This window comes from Bacillus cereus group sp. MYBK139-1 (assembly GCF_051916915.1).
GTDB lineage: Bacteria > Bacillota > Bacilli > Bacillales > Bacillaceae_G > Bacillus_A > Bacillus_A pacificus.
In genome coordinates, this window is record NZ_JBQAHO010000001.1 from 1,309,829 (window position 1) to 1,326,311 (window position 16,483).

Here is a 16,483-nt window from a genome sequence, read left to right on the forward strand (position 1 = left end):
ATGGAGATTACAATGATGAAAAAAGTGTACTTCAATCATGATGGTGTTGTAGATGATTTAATTTCACTATTTTTATTACTTCAGATTTAACTATTGAAAAGAGTATTGAATTAAATTTCAATACTCTTTTTGTGCAATTTAATTATATTGGATTCATGTCGTGTCTTATTGATTATTCATTTCATAACCATTTACAAAAAACGTTATTGTTTCTAGTTCATCTTCATTTAATTCTCTATTTATGTCTCGTTTATACGCTTCCTTTATCTTCCCTTCATCGCCTTTATGTATTTCAGTATAAGTTCCTACTGTTTTTAACATACGAATCTCTTGTAAAAACTCCTCTCGATTTATCGCTTCCCCATGAGAGAGAATATATGTCTCAGCATCAAATTTTTCTAATTCATCTATTAATGCAAACGTTCTTTTCGTCGTATAGTTCCACTTCGAAGAAAAAATATCTGCATATATACAGTCTCCTAAAAACAATATCTTTTCTTCTTTTATGTACATAACAACTGAATCATGTGCATGATCTCCGCCCACATGTTTTAACACGCAGATCACCTCACCAAGGTCTAATTCAATTTGATCCTGGAACGTTAAGGATGGAAGAATAATTTTAATATTTCTCGCTTTTTCTTCAAACTCTTTTTTGATGCAATCCGCACAAAATGCAATTTCCGTACCCTCTTTTACGCGTGCGTCCAACGCTTCATCTGTCCATTCATAAGATACTATTGACTGCATTTCTTTTTTCGTTTCAGCGTGCGAAATAGTTAATGCATTCTGTAATATAGATAATCCAAAAATATGATCCCAATGCCAATGCGTTAGTGCTACAAAATCAGGATTCGATACATTTTGTTCTTTTAACATTTCTAAAAATAATTGTGCATGTTCCCCTGAATTCCCTGCATCGATCATTAACGTTTTTTCTTGTCCAACAACCATTCCTAATATAGGTCTATCTGTTTCAGAAACTGGTGTCATATACCAAAATGAGTTTCCTATTTTTTTAATTTGTTGCATTATTAACTCCTCCATTTATTGATAATCAGTTTAAACAAATTTATGTATGCCACTCGATAGGTTATAGCTAGTGTTATTGCGAAAAACGGGATAATAATCAAAGGACAGAATAGATTATCGTTTTAGTTCCAATTTTTTTCATTTCTATAATGCTCTCTTTCTATTGGTGATAATACTTTAGCAATGTTAGGACGTTTGAATGGAGATAATAAAATTTCATCAAAATAATCTTCTTTATAATACACATTCCAAGGTATAAGTCCGTAATACGCATTTGCTAACTCAAGAAGAGTACCATCACTATAACTCATCGAGCGAGCAACACCAAGTCCGCTATGTTGCCAAGGAATTTCATCTATATTAATTTTAATATCTATATTCCCTACTACCTTCCAATCCCCCTTATCTAATGAACTTGAAAGCAATGTTAATACAGAGATAAAAGGATGATTTGAAATCTTTGCTACAGTTGGGATAGTCTCCGTATTCAAATTAAATAATCCACAAACCGGACTACCATATGACTTTCGTAATACTTGCCCAAATGCATATGTATCATCTCTAAGATTCAATAAAAATATGTCCCCCACTTTCCACTTTTGCTTTTTAGGACGTTTGTGAGAAAGAAGTTTATGTTCAGCTTCTGTAATTTCTACTTCGGAAATCGTTTCATTTATTAATTCATTAATAATTACAGCAATCTTAAGTATAGTAAATGCATTAGTTGTACGAATTACTACCTCACTAGAATCTTGACTAAAATCAATACGCTTATATAAATCTTTTTCTATTTCATTTCTAAGTATTTTACGAAACTGTTTTAATGCATCATAGTTTTTTTCAACTTTTAATATCCCTGCCAAGTCCTCCGTAATAAAAAAGTATGAGGTTGTAGCATCTGGAAGAAAAATATTTATTTTACCTAATGAGACAATCATGTATAATTCACCCGCTCAAAAATAATAATTACTGATTTTCTTTAATACGTAGTACCTTCTTCTATCCATTTAAATATGCATCCCAATCATAGTCTTCAATTTTATGGAATCTACCTTCATCATTTCTTTCATATGCACATAAAGGTGGTTCCTCAAGAAATTTTAAAATAGAATCATCTATATTCAAAATGACTCCAATTGAAATAATTTGAAAGTTTTTAGGATTATTGACATAGTCATCACTTTCATAGCCACTTAAAATTGACCAACCAGAGTCGCCTTCTTCTCTCGAATCCTCCTTAAGCATAAAGTTAAATTCTCTTCTTTCAAGTACATCATTACTAACAATTACCTTCGTATCAAAATAAAAATCCCAATCTTTTGAAGATGGGTCGTTATATTCCGTATCACATATATTTTCAATTCCAAATGAAATTTTATCACCTATTTTTAAATCTAAGCGATATGGTTCATTGCTCAGTTCCCCTACAAACTTCTTCTCATTTCTTTCAATGATTTCAACCCACATTCTTTCACCATTAAATCCATCTTCTTCCTCATTTTTAGATACAAAAATTAGCTTTACCAAATCTCCAATCTTTAATTTCTCCAACACTTCTGAGCTAGGAAGATAGAATGTATAGGGCGCTTCTTTATTTATTTCATAAACATTATCTAAGTACCAAGACATCTTTTTCTCTCCTTAAAGGCTTTTTACACTCATACTTTTAAAATAATACTATTTTTTCTTCCGGCAAACTACTACCATAGAATAGCAATCTTCCCCTAACTCATTGCCTTCCCAATCATTATATAAATGTAATAATTCAAAACCATTCGCTACTAATAATCTTTCTAACTCCTGCGGGTACGTATAGCGAAGATCTATCGTTGTTTTCAGTTCTTCTACTAGTACATCGTCCTCATAAAACCTTCTTGTTGTTATGTAATGCTGTATTTGCTGAATTGAATCGTATATCATTTCAGTATATAAATCACATTTTCTTCCCTTTTCATCACTAATAGTTGTCCAATATTCTTCTGTAGATGGCTGTATTAATTCTTCTTTTGAAGGAAAACGTGTATCGAATATGAATATACCATTTTCAGCTAATACGTGATGAATAGATGTTAATAACTGATCTTGATCTGTATTCGTAAGGAAATGCTGGAATCCATGCCCCACCATAAATGCTAACGGAATTGTTTCATTCATGCTTAATTGTAAACAGTCTTGTTGTAACCATTTTACCTTCTTACAATCCGTGGTTTTTGTCTTTGCTTCAGCAAGCATGCCTTCATGTATATCTACACCAATCATTTGATATCCGTTTTCTATAAATGGAATTGTAATTCTTCCTGTTCCACAAGCAATATCTAGAATCCATTCATTTTGTATATGTAGTTTTTGTGCCCATGATAGTAAAAACGGAAAATCTGATAAACTTTTATTTTCTATATCATATCGTTTTGGATTTTCATATTCCGATAGACTCCACTTTGTTTGCAAAATTTACTCCCCATTTCATATTTCCACTTAAATTTAATATATAAATTATAACGAATTATTAGTTTTTTCTCTATAATCAAACACAATTACTTGGACTAATCTAACTCCCCTTTTCGTAAGCTAAAAATAAGGTGGAAGAATCGGAGTGTGATAATATGGAACGATTATGGATTCCAATGATTGTTACGTTTTTTTCATTTGGTGGATTACTATTAGGCGGTGCTGTTGGCATTGCTACACGCCAGCTAATTGAAGAAAAAATGCATCGTTTATATGCATTATGTGGTGGTATTTTGCTAGGACTCTTACTACTTGAAATTATTCCTGAAACATTTTCAAGCTATGAAATGATTGGACCTATACTTGGTATAGCTATTGGTATTTTAGTTATGAGCTTATTAGATAACTATTGTCACCATCCAATGATACATACAAAAGATCAACAAGCATGGCAAACCTTCCTTTTTCTGTCTTTCGCTATATTTATTCATAATATACCGAGTGGATTTGCACTTGGTACAGCTTTTATTAATCATGCTGACTCTGCCATACCTTTCTTAATAGCAATCGTCGTTCACCATATACCTGAAGGCTTAGCATTAATTATCCCCTTTCTTTTTACAAAGCATAAATATATTTCCTTTTTATTAACAACTTTATTACTTTCTCTTATTCTCGGTACTGGTACGGTTTTTGGTATTTTAATGGAAGGCAAAGCTCTACATTTACAAGGGCTCATTATGGGGAGTGCTATCGGTTCCCTTGGCTATGTTACAATTCATGAAATGCTTTGGAAGGCAAAGAAACAGCTTTCTTTCCTTACATTTTTAATGTGGGCAACTAGTGGATTTTTATTAATAACAGTATTTACACTATTTACTGGCCATCATTAAAGTTAAAAATATAATCATTTGTATATTTTTCCTGTTTCTCCAAAACATAATGTTATCTACCTACTATAAGGAGGAACAATTATGTTTGGGAAAACGGCCGGTGAAGCACTAGTTGATTTGTTAATTGACTGGGGAGTAGAACACATATACGGAATGCCTGGAGATTCTATCAACTCTATTATTGAAGCTTTAAGAAAAAAACAAGATAAAATCAAATTTATTCAAGTTCGCCACGAAGAGGCTGGCGCATTAGCAGCTGCTGCTTATGCGAAATTAACAGGGAAACTTGGTGTTTGTATGGCAATTGCAGGACCTGGAGCTATTCATTTATTAAATGGTTTATATGATGCAAAACTCGATAAAGCTCCTGTGCTAGCAATTTCAGGTCAAGTAGAAACAGATCTACTCGGGACGGATTTTTTCCAAGAAGTAAATTTAGAAAGAATGTTTGATGATGTTGCGGTTTATAACCAGCGCATTATGTCAGCAGAACAGCTACCTGCCGTCGTGAATCAAGCGATTCGAATGGCTTATACGAAAAAAGGGGTCTCTGTTCTTACAATTCCTGATGATGTTCCGAAATTCGAAGTAAAAAGTGATGCTCGAGTTACAAATACTTCCTTTACATTACCTGATTTATTTCCTCAAGAAGAAGATTTAGATGCTGCAAAACTCGCAATTAATGAAGCGAAAAAGCCTGTTATTTTAGCTGGAAAAGGTACGAAACATGCGAGAGAATCTTTACTTGCATTGGCAGAACATATTGGTGCTCCAATCGTACTTACATTGCCAGCTAAAGGAATTATTCCTGATGAACACCCTCTTTGTATTGGTGGATTAGGATTAATTGGCACGAAACCTTCTTATGAAGCAATGAAGCATGCAGATACTTTAATTATGGTCGGTACTTCTTATCCGTTCACCGGCTTCTTACCTGAAAAAGCAAAAACAATTCATATCGATACAGATCCTGCCCAAATCGGGAAACGTTATGCGACAGATATTGGTTTAGCTGGTGATGCTGATAAAACATTACGATGGTTAATTGAAAATGTTGAAGAACACACAGACCATTCCTTCTTAGAATATCACCAAGAAATGATGAAAAAGTGGGAAGAAAAATTACACGATCAAGAAGAAGACTCTTCCATTCCAATTAAACCACAACGCGTTATGCATGCCCTGCAGCAAGTAGCACATGATGACGCAATTCTATCAGTCGATGTCGGAAATGTAACAGTATGGACCGCAAGGCACTTCCGTATGACAAACCAGCAATTTGTCATTTCTAGCTGGCTCGCAACACTTGGTTGCGGTTTACCTGGTGCTCTTGCAGGAAAAATTGCATTCCCGGATAAACAAGTATTTGCAGTTTGTGGTGACGGTGGTTTTGGAATGACAATGAACGACTTCGTAACAGCTGTTAAATATAAACTACCAATTGTTGTCGTCGTATTAAACAATAATAAAATTGCGATGATTAAATTCGAGCAAGAAGTCATGGGTAATATCGAATTCGAAACAGACTTAACGAACCCTGATTTTGCAAAATTTGCAGAGGCGTGTGGAGGTATTGGATACCGTGTTGAGAATTTAGATGAACTACTTCCCGCTTTCGAAAATGCAGTAAAACAAAATAAACCGTGTATTATTGATGTAGTTGTAGATGCTAACGAAGCACCAATGCCAGCAAAAATCACATTTGGTCAAGCCGCTGGTTATACGAAGCATATGATAAAAGAATTATTTGAAGAAGGTAAGATTGATTTACCACCACTATAAACAGAAAAAGATAGCTGAAAACAAGTTGTTTTCAGCTATCTTTTTATTTTTGTATCTCTCTATAAAAAGAAAAGTCATTCGTAGTTGGTTGTACTTGTTTCTCTACTTGCACTTCTCTACCTTTCCGCTCTGGCCTTCTCGCATTTCCTAACTTAATCGCATCTTGCATACTATTACTAACTAGATTTCCTGCGAGAATTGTCATACTATAAAAAGCAATCGGTATAAGTACAATCCATGTATGTGTAGTTAAATGGCGGAAGTTTTGACCAATTAGGCCAGTCCATTCTTTTGTTACACTATCTGGATCCATTCCACTGAAGGTTATTGTTCCGCCGAAAAATAATTGTAACAAACCAAGATGTAAAAGAAGTAATAACGTACTTACAAATTGTTGAGCTACTAATAAAAGAAATGGCGGTAACATATGAGGCCATATATGGCGCTTCAACCTCTGCCACTTACTACCGCCGAGCACAGTGGCTGCCAACATAAATTCTTCTTTCTTAATACGTTTTACTTCTTGCGCTACATACAACATTACTGTTGGTACAGCAAGACATACAAGAACTATAATTTGAAATGACACCCGCAAATATAACGGCACAACTTCTGCTCCACTATCAAACGTTAATACTTCATTTAACATAAAATAAGAAATCATAACCATCGGTACAATACTAAAAGGATCAAAAAAGGATGAAATAACTGGAAAAGAACGTTTACCATACATACCAAGAAGTAAACCAATTCCCCCTCCAACTATAACTCGTAAAATCGCTATAATTATACTCGCTCCAACTGTCCATTTTGCACCTTCTATTATTAATTGAACAAGGTCACGACCTTTCACATCACTTCCAAACCAAAATTTACTTGATGGCGAAAATGGTGCTGCCTCTAGTTCCCCTTTTTCGTTATACATCATCGTAAGTTCACGAATAGTCCCATCAAAAAACACTGTATATCCAATACTAACAATCATTAGTACACTCAAAAAAGTAATACCTATCCAAAATCTCACATCTCTTTTTACAACTTGCCACATGTTACATACGCTCCTTTATAACATTTTGTAAAAGCGTATGTAATATACGAAATAGTATAAAAAGCGGTACGTATAATATTACTAGACTCACCGTAAATATTTCTAATTTTGAATTTTCTTTCACAAAAACAAACATACCATATGTATTAAATATCCATTCAATAATATATAAATTGGAAAGCATAAATAAAATATTTGTTTTCGCGTAATAAATTGTCGTTAATAAAACATTTCTTGAAATATGATGTGTCAAAATATACCGTAAGCTTAGCCCTTTACTCTTGGCAAACAAACTATAATCTTTCTCTAATTCTTCTTTAAACCGTAATAACAACAGTTTAATAAACAATAATGTTGTTGGTATTGTAAGACATATAATTGGTAACAAACGTATCCTTTCTTCCCCTAATCCAGCCAGTTTTATCGGCATAAATCCTGTTTTTTGAAACATAATTACGACAAGAAGTTGCGATAATAAAATAAGTAATATATCTGGTATACTCTCAAGCGTAAGAAAAATCCCGTTCCACATTTTCTGTTTCATATGAGAACGCTGTAATACCCAAACGACAAGTATATACGCTATAAGCAACGAGAATAAAAAAGCTGAAAGAAATACAATCATCGTTTCAATATAATGAATCCATATTTGCGGAAATAATTTTCTTGAGTCTCGAAAACCATATGTTATTTCACCTGGTTGTAGTAACTTCCCTCCAAGAAATACAATCGTATTCCAAAAACCGATTAAATCAATTTGCAATCCCTTAAATAAACGCGGTAGTGCACCTAGGCAGAGTATACATAAGATTGCAGCTACTAGTTGTAAACAAGTAATCCCACACCACTTAACCATTCGCATCAACATAACAATTTCCCCTTACCACCCGATAGAATATTCAGAAATTAAAAACTAAATATATCACATCTCTTTAGATACAGCATGTACTTGCTTTTGTCCACTTGGTAGAATAGCTTGATATAAACATGTAACAAACAATAATAAACCAAATAAAATAATATACAATGTATCTGCACGAATCCATTTTGGGAATAACATTGCTATCGCACCGAGAGATAAAAGCTGGAATCCTGTCGTTAATGGACTAAGCAAGCTTTGTACACGCCCCATGAATGACTCTTCTACAATTTCATACATCCAGCCCGATATTGCAACATTAATAAACGGTAAAAAGAATGTCGCTAAAGCGATACATACATAAAAAGACCATACGTAATTTACAAAGTAACACATACCAAAGAAGACTCCTGAGCCTGCCATACCAAAAACTATAATAGATTTTGGTGCATATTTCTTACCTATACTCGTTGCTACTATGCTTCCAATTAGTAATGAAATACCCCCAACTACACCACCCACCATTGCTAAACTTTCATACGTTGCTGGTGCCAATTTGTATTTTAATATGTAAGTAGTAGATACGCTTAAAATACCATTTAATAAACCAAACACGATAAATCCTAAAAGTAATTTTTTTAAAGTTTCATTTTGGTATATATACTTGATCCCTTCTTTAAACTCTGTTATTAACATCTTCAAATTAACTTCTTTCCATTTTGTTCTCCCATTTGGTAAACGAACTTTTTCTGGAATGGAGATCGTTTGAATCAAAATACCACTCATAATAAAAGTAAGCGTATTTACTAAAATGCTCCCGTAAATTCCAAAAGTCCAGTACACCATCGTTGCAATTCCTACACCAAACAAAGCATACAAACTATTTACCATTTGATTAATACCCGCTGCTGCACCGTATTGGTCTGATTCAACTACTCCCTGTATCATCGACTGTTCTGATGGAGAGAAAAATTGTATACATGCATTTTCTAAAAATAAAAATATAAAGACAAGTATAATCATCCCGTAATAAAGCGAAATTAAGATTCCAATATTACAGAGCGAACAACATATATTACTTACCGTACAAATACGTTGTCTATCAAAACGATCCACTACTGTCCCTACTAATAGAAAAAAGATTAATGCAGGTAACGCAATCATAATTTGTGTCATCGTTGCGTAAACTGGTTGTTTTCCGTATTGATCTAACAAGTAAAACATTAAAGAAATTCCAGCAATCATAGAACCGAGTCGTTCTAAAATATTCGCTAGAAAAAAACGTGCATACACTTTGTTGCGAAATAACTGTAGCATTTCTTTCATACTTCGTATCCTTTCTCTCGACAAAATAGTATTATTTTAGTCATTTCTCGGAAGTTATATTATATTTTTCGACCATTATCCAATCTTTTCCTTCTATATAGAGAACATTATAAAAAAGGCTCTTGTTTTTTTATACAAGAGTCTTTTTTATTTAACTTCGCTTTTTTATGATATATCTCGCTAACTTTTTTAATTCTCTATAGTTCGGATACACTTTATTTATTTTACAAATGTATCGCACATCCACTCATAAAACTTTTCCTTCTCTTCAAATTGCGGATAATGCGCGGATTTTTCAAAAGTAATAAATTCTTTTTGCTCTGCTTCAACCGTATCAAAATATGTTTTTGCTGCGTGAAATGAAGTGTTATAATCATATTTCCCCATAAGGAAATAAAGCGGTAGCTTCATTTTATTCACCTTATTAGGTAATGGATTCTTTAAATCCTTTTCTAATAAAACAGTTTGAGATTTTGATAATCCAACGTTATAACGAATTACGTCAAACAAGTTATATTCATTACTGAGTAACATTCCGATGTTATCACCATCTGGGTTTTCAATGAGTCTTGATGTTCCGCCATATTTCGCAACATAATTTCGCGGAGTGTATGTATCGCCATTTTTAATTTTTTCAGTCAATCCATTTAAATAGAAAACTTCCTCTTCATTGCCTGCATTTTTCGCTTCTTCTATGACAAACTTTAAACTATCCATCTCACCTTCTAATGTATCACTCATCTGCCCTATACCAACATATGCTTCATATTTTTCAGGAGCTTTGTTAGCGGCTTGCATTCCAATATATGTACCGTAAGAATGGCCGATCAATATTACCTTTTCTTTTCCCATACGTTTTGAAATATACTCTGTCATAGCTAATACATCCTCTACAAGAAGATCTGATGTAAGATTTGAATAGTCCTCAAAGAAATGATACGATTTCCCGCTTCCTCTTTGATCATAATTAACTAGGGTGAATTTCTCTTCCAATAATTTTTGATACTTTTGAGCATATGGTATTTCTGAAGTACCTGGTCCACCATGTACAAAAATAATTACCGGATTGTTCTTATCTTTGCCGCGTATCATAATTTCATGATCACTTCCATTTATCTCTACTTGCTCTAATGTACTTATACTGTTTTTCCCCTTTATTTGCGAGGTCCATGTAGGAAATACTAGCGCTACCATTAGTATTAATGTAGTTATGACTCCAATAAATGTTATTAATTTTTTTATCTTCTTCATAAGATGCATCCTTTCTTATAAATTTTTAAAAATAACAATTTAATTCTATAAAACTACATTATTAATATCCCATACACTTCTTAACATTCCGCTATATAAACCCTTAATATTTTCTTAATTTTCAATACATTAATCGTAGAAAAACTTGATCACAGGTATTACAAATATAGAAAAAAGCCCTTGTTTTCAAACAAGGACTCTTTTCATAAACTATTTAGCTACTTCTTCTTTCGGTATTACCATTCCTTTATACAATTGAACTGTTATCCAGTAATAGATGAAATAAATGACTAAGAAAATCCCAATTGGCACCCACACTTTTACAAACGGGTCAACTAATATGAAGCTAAATAAGTTAAGCCCTACTAATACGTGGGAAATACCAATGATTGCTGGGAAGATAAATAAATATGAAATTTCTTTATATATACTTTTCGTTAACATACTGCGCCTCACACCGATTTTTCGTAACATTTCATAACGGCGTACATCACGAGAAGCACCTGTTAATATTTTGAACATAAGGGAACTTGCCATCATTGCTAAAAATGCAATTCCGAGGAAAAACCCCATAAACATTGTTCCGCTCATGAAACTGTTCATAAATTGATAAATTGTCATTTTCGTAAACAAGTCTACTTTTGTACCTGTTGCTTTTTCAATTTGTTCTTTTTGTCTCTTATCTATTTCGATCAACAACGGTTTATACTTTTTCATATCATCTACTTTTGCTAATGTTACAGTGTGTTCTGTTCCTTGAATTCCTTTATAATGCGCTTCATCTGCAATTCTTACAGGTTTTCCGTTAAATTGATTATGTGTAATTTGTATCTCTCTTACAATTGCATCTTCCCAATCTCTCGGCATACGAGGAAATTTTGCTAATTCAGGAGACTCTAAAGCAGAATATACTGGTTCAGTTAAAGGTTCAGTCACACGTTTACGAACAGGCTCTTTTAAAGTTTTTGTATCAAAGTGGTCTGAAACAAGTGGCGGTTTCGCAGTTAAATCGTTACGTAAGTAATAAACCGCTTCTCCATCAACTTTATACTTGTACTGGCTTTCTTCAACAATTTCCATTTCTTTTAATGCAGCTGTATCTTGTTCATTTGGATCATGAATTACGACATCATATACACGTGAGAAGTCTGTCATAATACCTACATTTTTTTGGAATGCCATACCTGCAGTCATCGCACCTGCGCCCAATGCAATTAACATTGCTACAGTACCTAGTACTCTCGATAAGCTATTCACTCTGAAACGTAGCTGTGCATATGTAAAACTATTTAAGCCCGTTTCATTTCGTTTTTTATTCCCTTTAATTTTCATCACAAAAAATGGGAGCAATGAACTAAAGATAAAATATGTTCCAAGTGTTGTAACGATTGTTGCTATTATAAAACCGAGTTCAGCAAACGTTTTTATATTTATCATAAAATAGTATCCTGTACTTACTAGTAATACACCAAGTACAGTCATTATAATAATGCGAGTTTTGCTTTTCTTCACTTCATCTAGTGTTTCATCTTCACGAATTAGCTCTAGTTCTGTTTTTCGTAATAAACGGATGCTATTCATTAAACCAGTAATAAAAAATAGTACTAAAAAGAAAATAGCTGTAACTATGATTGCTGGTGTATATACAGATGAATAACTACCTTTTGCTGAAATCTCCATGCCATTCATTAAAAAATTTCCTGCTACACTTGCAAGTAACATCCCTACTAAAATTCCTATAATAATACTAACAATACCCATACCGAATGTTTCAATAAATAATAACTGTGCTACTTTTTTCTTTTTCGCTCCGAGCATCATGTACATACCGAGTTCTTTTCTTCTTAATGTGAGTAAGAAAGAATTGGCATATATAATATAAAATACAGTAATGAAAGATAATAGTATGGCACCTACCCAAAATACGAGTCTAATACTACTAATGAGACTATTATCTTTCGTAAATTCACTATTCATCGCCATCGTTTGGAACATGTAGAAAATACTAATGCTAATAACGAGACCGATAAGTAAAACCATATAATCTTTTAACATCTTTTTCATACTATGACGTGATAATTTGAATAACATAGTCTCGCCCCCTACTTAAACTCTGCAGCTGAGCCCATATGAGCAAGCACACCTAATATATCTTGATAGAAACCTTCTCGCTTTCCTTGACGCTTTAACTCTTTATATAGAAGACCATCTTGAATAAATAATATACGCTCACAATAACTTGCACTAAATGCATCGTGTGTTACCATCAAAATACTTACATTGTGATTTTCATGTAAATCTTGCATCGCTTCTAATAAGCTTTTTGCATTTTTACTATCAAGCGCTCCTGTCGGTTCATCTGCTAATACGATTGCTGGATTATGTACTAAAGCTCGTGCTGCCGCTGTTCTTTGCTTTTGTCCACCAGAAACAGCAGTTGGATATTTTGTTAAAATTTCAGTAATTCCTAATTTCTTCGCCACCTCATTTACCTTTCCAGTAATCTCACTTGAAGGTACACCTTGCAGAGAAAGTGGTAAAGCAATATTTTCATAAATTGATAAGTTTTCTAGTAAGTTAAAATCTTGAAAGATGAACCCTAATTTTTGAGATCGAAAATCTGATAATGCATTCCCCTTCATAGAAGTAATATTTGTACCAGCTATTGTCACACTGCCACCTGTCGCTTGATCCAATGTACTAATCACATTCAGTAAAGTCGTCTTTCCAGATCCAGAAGGCCCCATAATCCCGACAAATTCGCCTTCTTTAATACTTAATGACACACCCCTTAATGCTTTTGACTGATTCTCATTTCTTTTCCCATACGTTTTTTCTACACTTTCTACAGTAACTACATTTGTTGACATCTCTTTCACTCCATCCCTTTTGTATAAATTTAATTTCTCACACATTTCTTATCTTTTTCTCATGTAAATTCTTAAGAATTTTTTAATTCTTCAAACTAAAGAGGTTATACAGATAACATAAACCTATTTCCTACTTCATATTCTCATCTTTCTACAACTCGTTCCTTCGATTTCGCTTACATTTACCTTACATTTTTGTAAGGTAAAAAATATTACAAATCATTTCATAAGGTGACTCTCTTTGTAGTAAGAAAGGCTTATTATTCTTCTCGAATTTAATAATTTATATAAATAACAATAATAATAAATTTAAAAACAATATAAATTTATTCTAAAACGATAAATTATATGTTAAAATCATGTTGTCATTACATAAAACGAGGTGCTTTTTATGAAACAAGTTACAACACTCTTTTTAAAGCTAGCTATTGTTTTTATAGGTATAGTAGTACTTGCATTGTGCATATTTTTAGTACCTAAAATCGGGAATTTCGCTGGTGAATTGTATCCAGCTATTGCTTATATGAAATCTCTTGTTTTAATCGATATGTACGTAGCAGCGATACCCTTTTACTTTGCTCTATATCAAGCTTTTAAACTTTTAAGTTACATTGATAAAAACAAAGCGTTCTCGCAATTATCAGTTAATTCGTTAAAAAATATAAAATACTATGCCCTCACAATTGGTACAGTATACTTGCTAGGTATGCCACTCTACTATCTTATGGCAAAAAAAATTGATCCTCCAAGTTTTATTCCAATTGGACTAATCATTATTTTCTCCTCTATCGTAATTGCCATTTTTGCTGCAGTTCTCCAAAAGCTCTTACAAGAAGCCATTCAAATAAAATCAGAAAATGATTTAACAGTTTGAGATGAAGTATATGGCAATAAATGATGAAGGGATAGCTTAATCGCTATCCCTTCATCATTTATTATGGTTCTTTCATTACTTTAAATCCAGTAATACATGTTAATGGTGTATTTTATTATGAATCTCTATTTCTTATTTCTTATTTTTTATTTCCTCTTTTATACTTTCCACAAACCCATTTAGTTCAATTACTTCCGACTTTTCTTCCCCATATTTACGTACATTTACAGCTCCGTTTTCCATTTCCTTATCCCCAATAACAAGAACATAAGGAACTTTTTGCATTTGTGCTTCTCTAATTTTATATCCTAATTTTTCATCTCGTACATCTCGTTCGACACGAACACCAGCTTGTGCTAATTTATCCGCAATCTCATCTGCGTATTGTACATGGACTGCATTCGAAACTGGAATGACTTTCACTTGAACTGGTGCCACCCATGCCGGGAATGCACCACCAAAGTGCTCAATTAATATTGCTAAAAATCGGTCTAAAGATCCTAATACTGCCCTATGAATGACAACTGGTCTTCTCTTTTCATTCTTCTCATCTATATAATTTAAGTCAAACTTTTCGGGCATTTGGAAATCTAGCTGGATTGTTCCGCACTGATGACTTCTATTTAAAGCATCTTTAATATGGAAGTCAATTTTCGGTCCGTAAAATGCACCGTCACCTTCATTTAGTCTATATTTATAATTCAATGAATGTAATACATTTGCTAACGCCGCTTCTGCTTGTTCCCACAACTTATCATCACCCATTGAATCTTCTGGACGAGTAGAAAGTTCTACTTCATATTCAAATCCAAAAGTTTTATATACATAATCGATTTGCGCCATTACAGATTTGATTTCATCTTCAATTTGTTCTGGAGTTACAAATAAATGTGCATCATCTTGGCAAAAAGTACGAACTCTTAATAGTCCATTTAATGCACCGCTAAATTCATGTCGATGCACTTGGCCGAACTCACACATACGGATTGGCAATTCGCGATAAGAGTGTAATTTATTTTTGAACATTAACATATGACCTGGGCAGTTCATTGGCTTTAATGCAAAGCTCTTATTATCTACTTCTGAGAAATACATGTTGTCCTTGTAATGTCCCCAGTGCCCTGATCTCTCCCATACTTCTTGGTTCATCATAAACGGAGTACGTACTTCTTGATAATTGTACTCTTTTTGAATTTCTCTTAAAAAAGCTTCTAATTCATTTCGAATAATCTGGCCTTTCGGTAAATAAAACGGCATTCCCGGAGCCTCTTCAGAAAACATAAATAACTCAAGCTCACTCCCTAATTTACGATGATTTCTTTTTGCTGCTTCTTCAACGAAATGTAAATACTCTTCTAATTCTTTCTGGGAAGAGAATGCAACACCATATATGCGCTGAAGCACTTGATTGTTACTATCTCCTCGCCAATATGCACCGGAAACGTGAGTTAATTGAAAGGCTTTCAAATAACCTGTAGATGGTAAATGTGGTCCTCTACATAAATCTACAAATTCACCTTGCTTATATAGTGTTACACTTTCCTCACTAGGAATTGCTTCTAAAAGTTCTAATTTCAAGAGATCGTTCATTTCTTGAAACAGTTTAGCTGCTTCTTCTCGAGAAACCTCAACTCGTTCTATCTTTATATTTTCATTTATGATCTTTTTCATTTCTTTTTCAATTCCCCGTAAATCTTCTACGTTTACACTACTTGGAAGATCCATATCATAATAAAATCCATTTTCAATAACCGGTCCTACACCAAGGTTTACATTACCATAAATTCTTTTTATAGCTTGCGCTAAAATATGTGCCGCAGAGTGTCTTGCAATTTCTACACCTTCATTTGAATCTATAGTAACGATTTCTACTTCCGCATTTTCTTCAATATTACGGCGTAAATCATATAACCCATCATTTACTTTCCCTGCGACTGCTTTCTTTTTTAAGCTACTGCTAATGGATCCCGCAATTTCTTCTAAAGTAATTCCTTTTACAAATTCTTTCACGCTACCATCTGGAAATTTAATTTCAATCATTTGTTCTTTCATTTTTCATCTCTCCATTTCATAATAAAAAGCACACTCATCCCTAAAATA

General features: G+C 33.3%; 14 protein-coding genes, 1 pseudogene and 1 other annotated feature (1 of these 16 only partly in view). Of the genes and pseudogenes, 4 read left to right on the forward strand and 11 right to left on the reverse strand.

Annotated elements, in window-relative coordinates; genetic code table 11:
• Positions 1–12: 12 nt before the first annotated feature.
• A pseudogene (locus ACTFRS_RS06680) lies at positions 13–87 on the forward strand (nucleoside hydrolase); the annotation flags it as partial.
• Between the two features lie 78 nt (positions 88–165).
• On the opposite strand, the gene ACTFRS_RS06685 reads toward ACTFRS_RS06680, so the two are convergent.
• The 4 genes from ACTFRS_RS06685 to ACTFRS_RS06700 form a co-directional block, all read right to left on the reverse strand.
• Complete coding sequence (locus tag ACTFRS_RS06685; protein ID WP_242293616.1) at positions 166–1,032, reverse strand: MBL fold metallo-hydrolase; 867 nt, start codon at positions 1,030–1,032, stop codon at positions 166–168.
• A 122-nt stretch (positions 1,033–1,154) separates the two neighbouring features.
• A complete protein-coding gene (locus ACTFRS_RS06690) occupies positions 1,155–1,970 on the reverse strand; it encodes an Imm26 family immunity protein (RefSeq protein WP_139867184.1) in 816 nt (271 codons plus the stop codon).
• A gap of 61 nt (positions 1,971–2,031) precedes the next feature.
• Positions 2,032–2,661 carry an immunity protein Imm33 domain-containing protein gene (locus tag ACTFRS_RS06695; RefSeq protein ID WP_242293617.1) on the reverse strand — a complete coding sequence of 210 codons (630 nt, stop codon included), beginning with the start codon at positions 2,659–2,661 and terminating at the stop codon, positions 2,032–2,034.
• A gap of 48 nt (positions 2,662–2,709) precedes the next feature.
• Entirely contained in the window at positions 2,710–3,480 is a 771-nt protein-coding gene (locus ACTFRS_RS06700; protein WP_242293618.1) for a class I SAM-dependent methyltransferase, read from the reverse strand.
• Positions 3,481–3,635: 155 nt separating this feature from the next.
• On the opposite strand from ACTFRS_RS06700, the gene ACTFRS_RS06705 reads away from it, so the two are divergent.
• Both ACTFRS_RS06705 and ACTFRS_RS06710 read left to right on the forward strand, forming a co-directional pair.
• On the forward strand, positions 3,636–4,373 hold the full coding sequence (locus tag ACTFRS_RS06705; RefSeq protein WP_242293619.1) for a ZIP family metal transporter: 738 nt from the start codon (positions 3,636–3,638) through the stop codon (positions 4,371–4,373).
• 81 nt (positions 4,374–4,454) lie between these two features.
• Positions 4,455–6,155 carry a pyruvate oxidase gene (locus ACTFRS_RS06710; protein WP_440023888.1) on the forward strand — a complete coding sequence of 567 codons (1,701 nt, stop codon included), beginning with the start codon at positions 4,455–4,457 and terminating at the stop codon, positions 6,153–6,155.
• Positions 6,156–6,198: 43 nt separating this feature from the next.
• On the opposite strand, the gene ACTFRS_RS06715 is transcribed toward ACTFRS_RS06710, so the two are convergent.
• The 6 genes from ACTFRS_RS06715 to ACTFRS_RS06740 all read right to left on the reverse strand — a co-directional run bounded on the left by ACTFRS_RS06715 (position 6,199) and on the right by ACTFRS_RS06740 (position 13,509).
• Positions 6,199–7,203: an ABC transporter permease subunit gene (locus ACTFRS_RS06715; RefSeq protein ID WP_242293620.1), complete on the reverse strand. Its 1,005-nt coding sequence runs from the start codon at positions 7,201–7,203 to the stop codon at positions 6,199–6,201.
• A 1-nt stretch (position 7,204) separates the two neighbouring features.
• Positions 7,205–8,071 (reverse strand): ABC transporter permease subunit, encoded by an 867-nt coding sequence (locus ACTFRS_RS06720; protein ID WP_242293621.1) that lies wholly within the window; start codon positions 8,069–8,071, stop codon positions 7,205–7,207.
• A gap of 54 nt (positions 8,072–8,125) precedes the next feature.
• Positions 8,126–9,397, reverse strand: coding sequence for an MFS transporter (locus tag ACTFRS_RS06725; RefSeq protein ID WP_313897258.1), 1,272 nt, complete (start codon positions 9,395–9,397; stop codon positions 8,126–8,128).
• A gap of 210 nt (positions 9,398–9,607) precedes the next feature.
• Entirely contained in the window at positions 9,608–10,639 is a 1,032-nt protein-coding gene (locus ACTFRS_RS06730) for an alpha/beta hydrolase (protein WP_242293623.1), read from the reverse strand.
• Between the two features lie 210 nt (positions 10,640–10,849).
• The gene (locus tag ACTFRS_RS06735) at positions 10,850–12,730 is read right to left on the reverse strand and encodes an FtsX-like permease family protein (RefSeq protein ID WP_242293624.1); all 1,881 of its coding nucleotides are present in this window, start codon (positions 12,728–12,730) and stop codon (positions 10,850–10,852) included.
• 11 nt (positions 12,731–12,741) lie between these two features.
• Complete coding sequence (locus tag ACTFRS_RS06740) at positions 12,742–13,509, reverse strand: ABC transporter ATP-binding protein (RefSeq protein WP_440023885.1); 768 nt, start codon at positions 13,507–13,509, stop codon at positions 12,742–12,744.
• A 391-nt stretch (positions 13,510–13,900) separates the two neighbouring features.
• On the opposite strand from ACTFRS_RS06740, the gene ACTFRS_RS06745 reads away from it, so the two are divergent.
• A complete protein-coding gene (locus ACTFRS_RS06745; protein ID WP_000815892.1) occupies positions 13,901–14,383 on the forward strand; it encodes a DUF2975 domain-containing protein in 483 nt (160 codons plus the stop codon).
• Between the two features lie 132 nt (positions 14,384–14,515).
• Here the strand turns inward: ACTFRS_RS06745 and thrS are convergent, their stop codons facing one another.
• Positions 14,516–16,435 carry a threonine--tRNA ligase gene (thrS, locus tag ACTFRS_RS06750; protein ID WP_440023883.1) on the reverse strand — a complete coding sequence of 640 codons (1,920 nt, stop codon included), beginning with the start codon at positions 16,433–16,435 and terminating at the stop codon, positions 14,516–14,518.
• 44 nt (positions 16,436–16,479) lie between these two features.
• Positions 16,480–16,483, reverse strand: a binding site (T-box leader) (it continues 219 nt past the right edge of the window).

Coding starts and splice junctions, on each gene's coding strand:
- ACTFRS_RS06685 (WP_242293616.1), bottom strand. CDS start 1,032: ATGCAACAAATTAAAAAAATAGGAAACTCATTTTGGTATATGACACCA.
- ACTFRS_RS06690 (WP_139867184.1), bottom strand. CDS start 1,970: ATGATTGTCTCATTAGGTAAAATAAATATTTTTCTTCCAGATGCTACA.
- ACTFRS_RS06695 (WP_242293617.1), bottom strand. CDS start 2,661: ATGTCTTGGTACTTAGATAATGTTTATGAAATAAATAAAGAAGCGCCC.
- ACTFRS_RS06705 (WP_242293619.1), top strand. CDS start 3,636: ATGGAACGATTATGGATTCCAATGATTGTTACGTTTTTTTCATTTGGT.
- ACTFRS_RS06710 (WP_440023888.1), top strand. CDS start 4,455: ATGTTTGGGAAAACGGCCGGTGAAGCACTAGTTGATTTGTTAATTGAC.
- ACTFRS_RS06715 (WP_242293620.1), bottom strand. CDS start 7,203: ATGTGGCAAGTTGTAAAAAGAGATGTGAGATTTTGGATAGGTATTACT.
- ACTFRS_RS06720 (WP_242293621.1), bottom strand. CDS start 8,071: ATGTTGATGCGAATGGTTAAGTGGTGTGGGATTACTTGTTTACAACTA.
- ACTFRS_RS06730 (WP_242293623.1), bottom strand. CDS start 10,639: ATGAAGAAGATAAAAAAATTAATAACATTTATTGGAGTCATAACTACA.
- ACTFRS_RS06735 (WP_242293624.1), bottom strand. CDS start 12,730: ATGTTATTCAAATTATCACGTCATAGTATGAAAAAGATGTTAAAAGAT.
- ACTFRS_RS06740 (WP_440023885.1), bottom strand. CDS start 13,509: ATGTCAACAAATGTAGTTACTGTAGAAAGTGTAGAAAAAACGTATGGG.
- ACTFRS_RS06745 (WP_000815892.1), top strand. CDS start 13,901: ATGAAACAAGTTACAACACTCTTTTTAAAGCTAGCTATTGTTTTTATA.
- thrS (WP_440023883.1), bottom strand. CDS start 16,435: ATGAAAGAACAAATGATTGAAATTAAATTTCCAGATGGTAGCGTGAAA.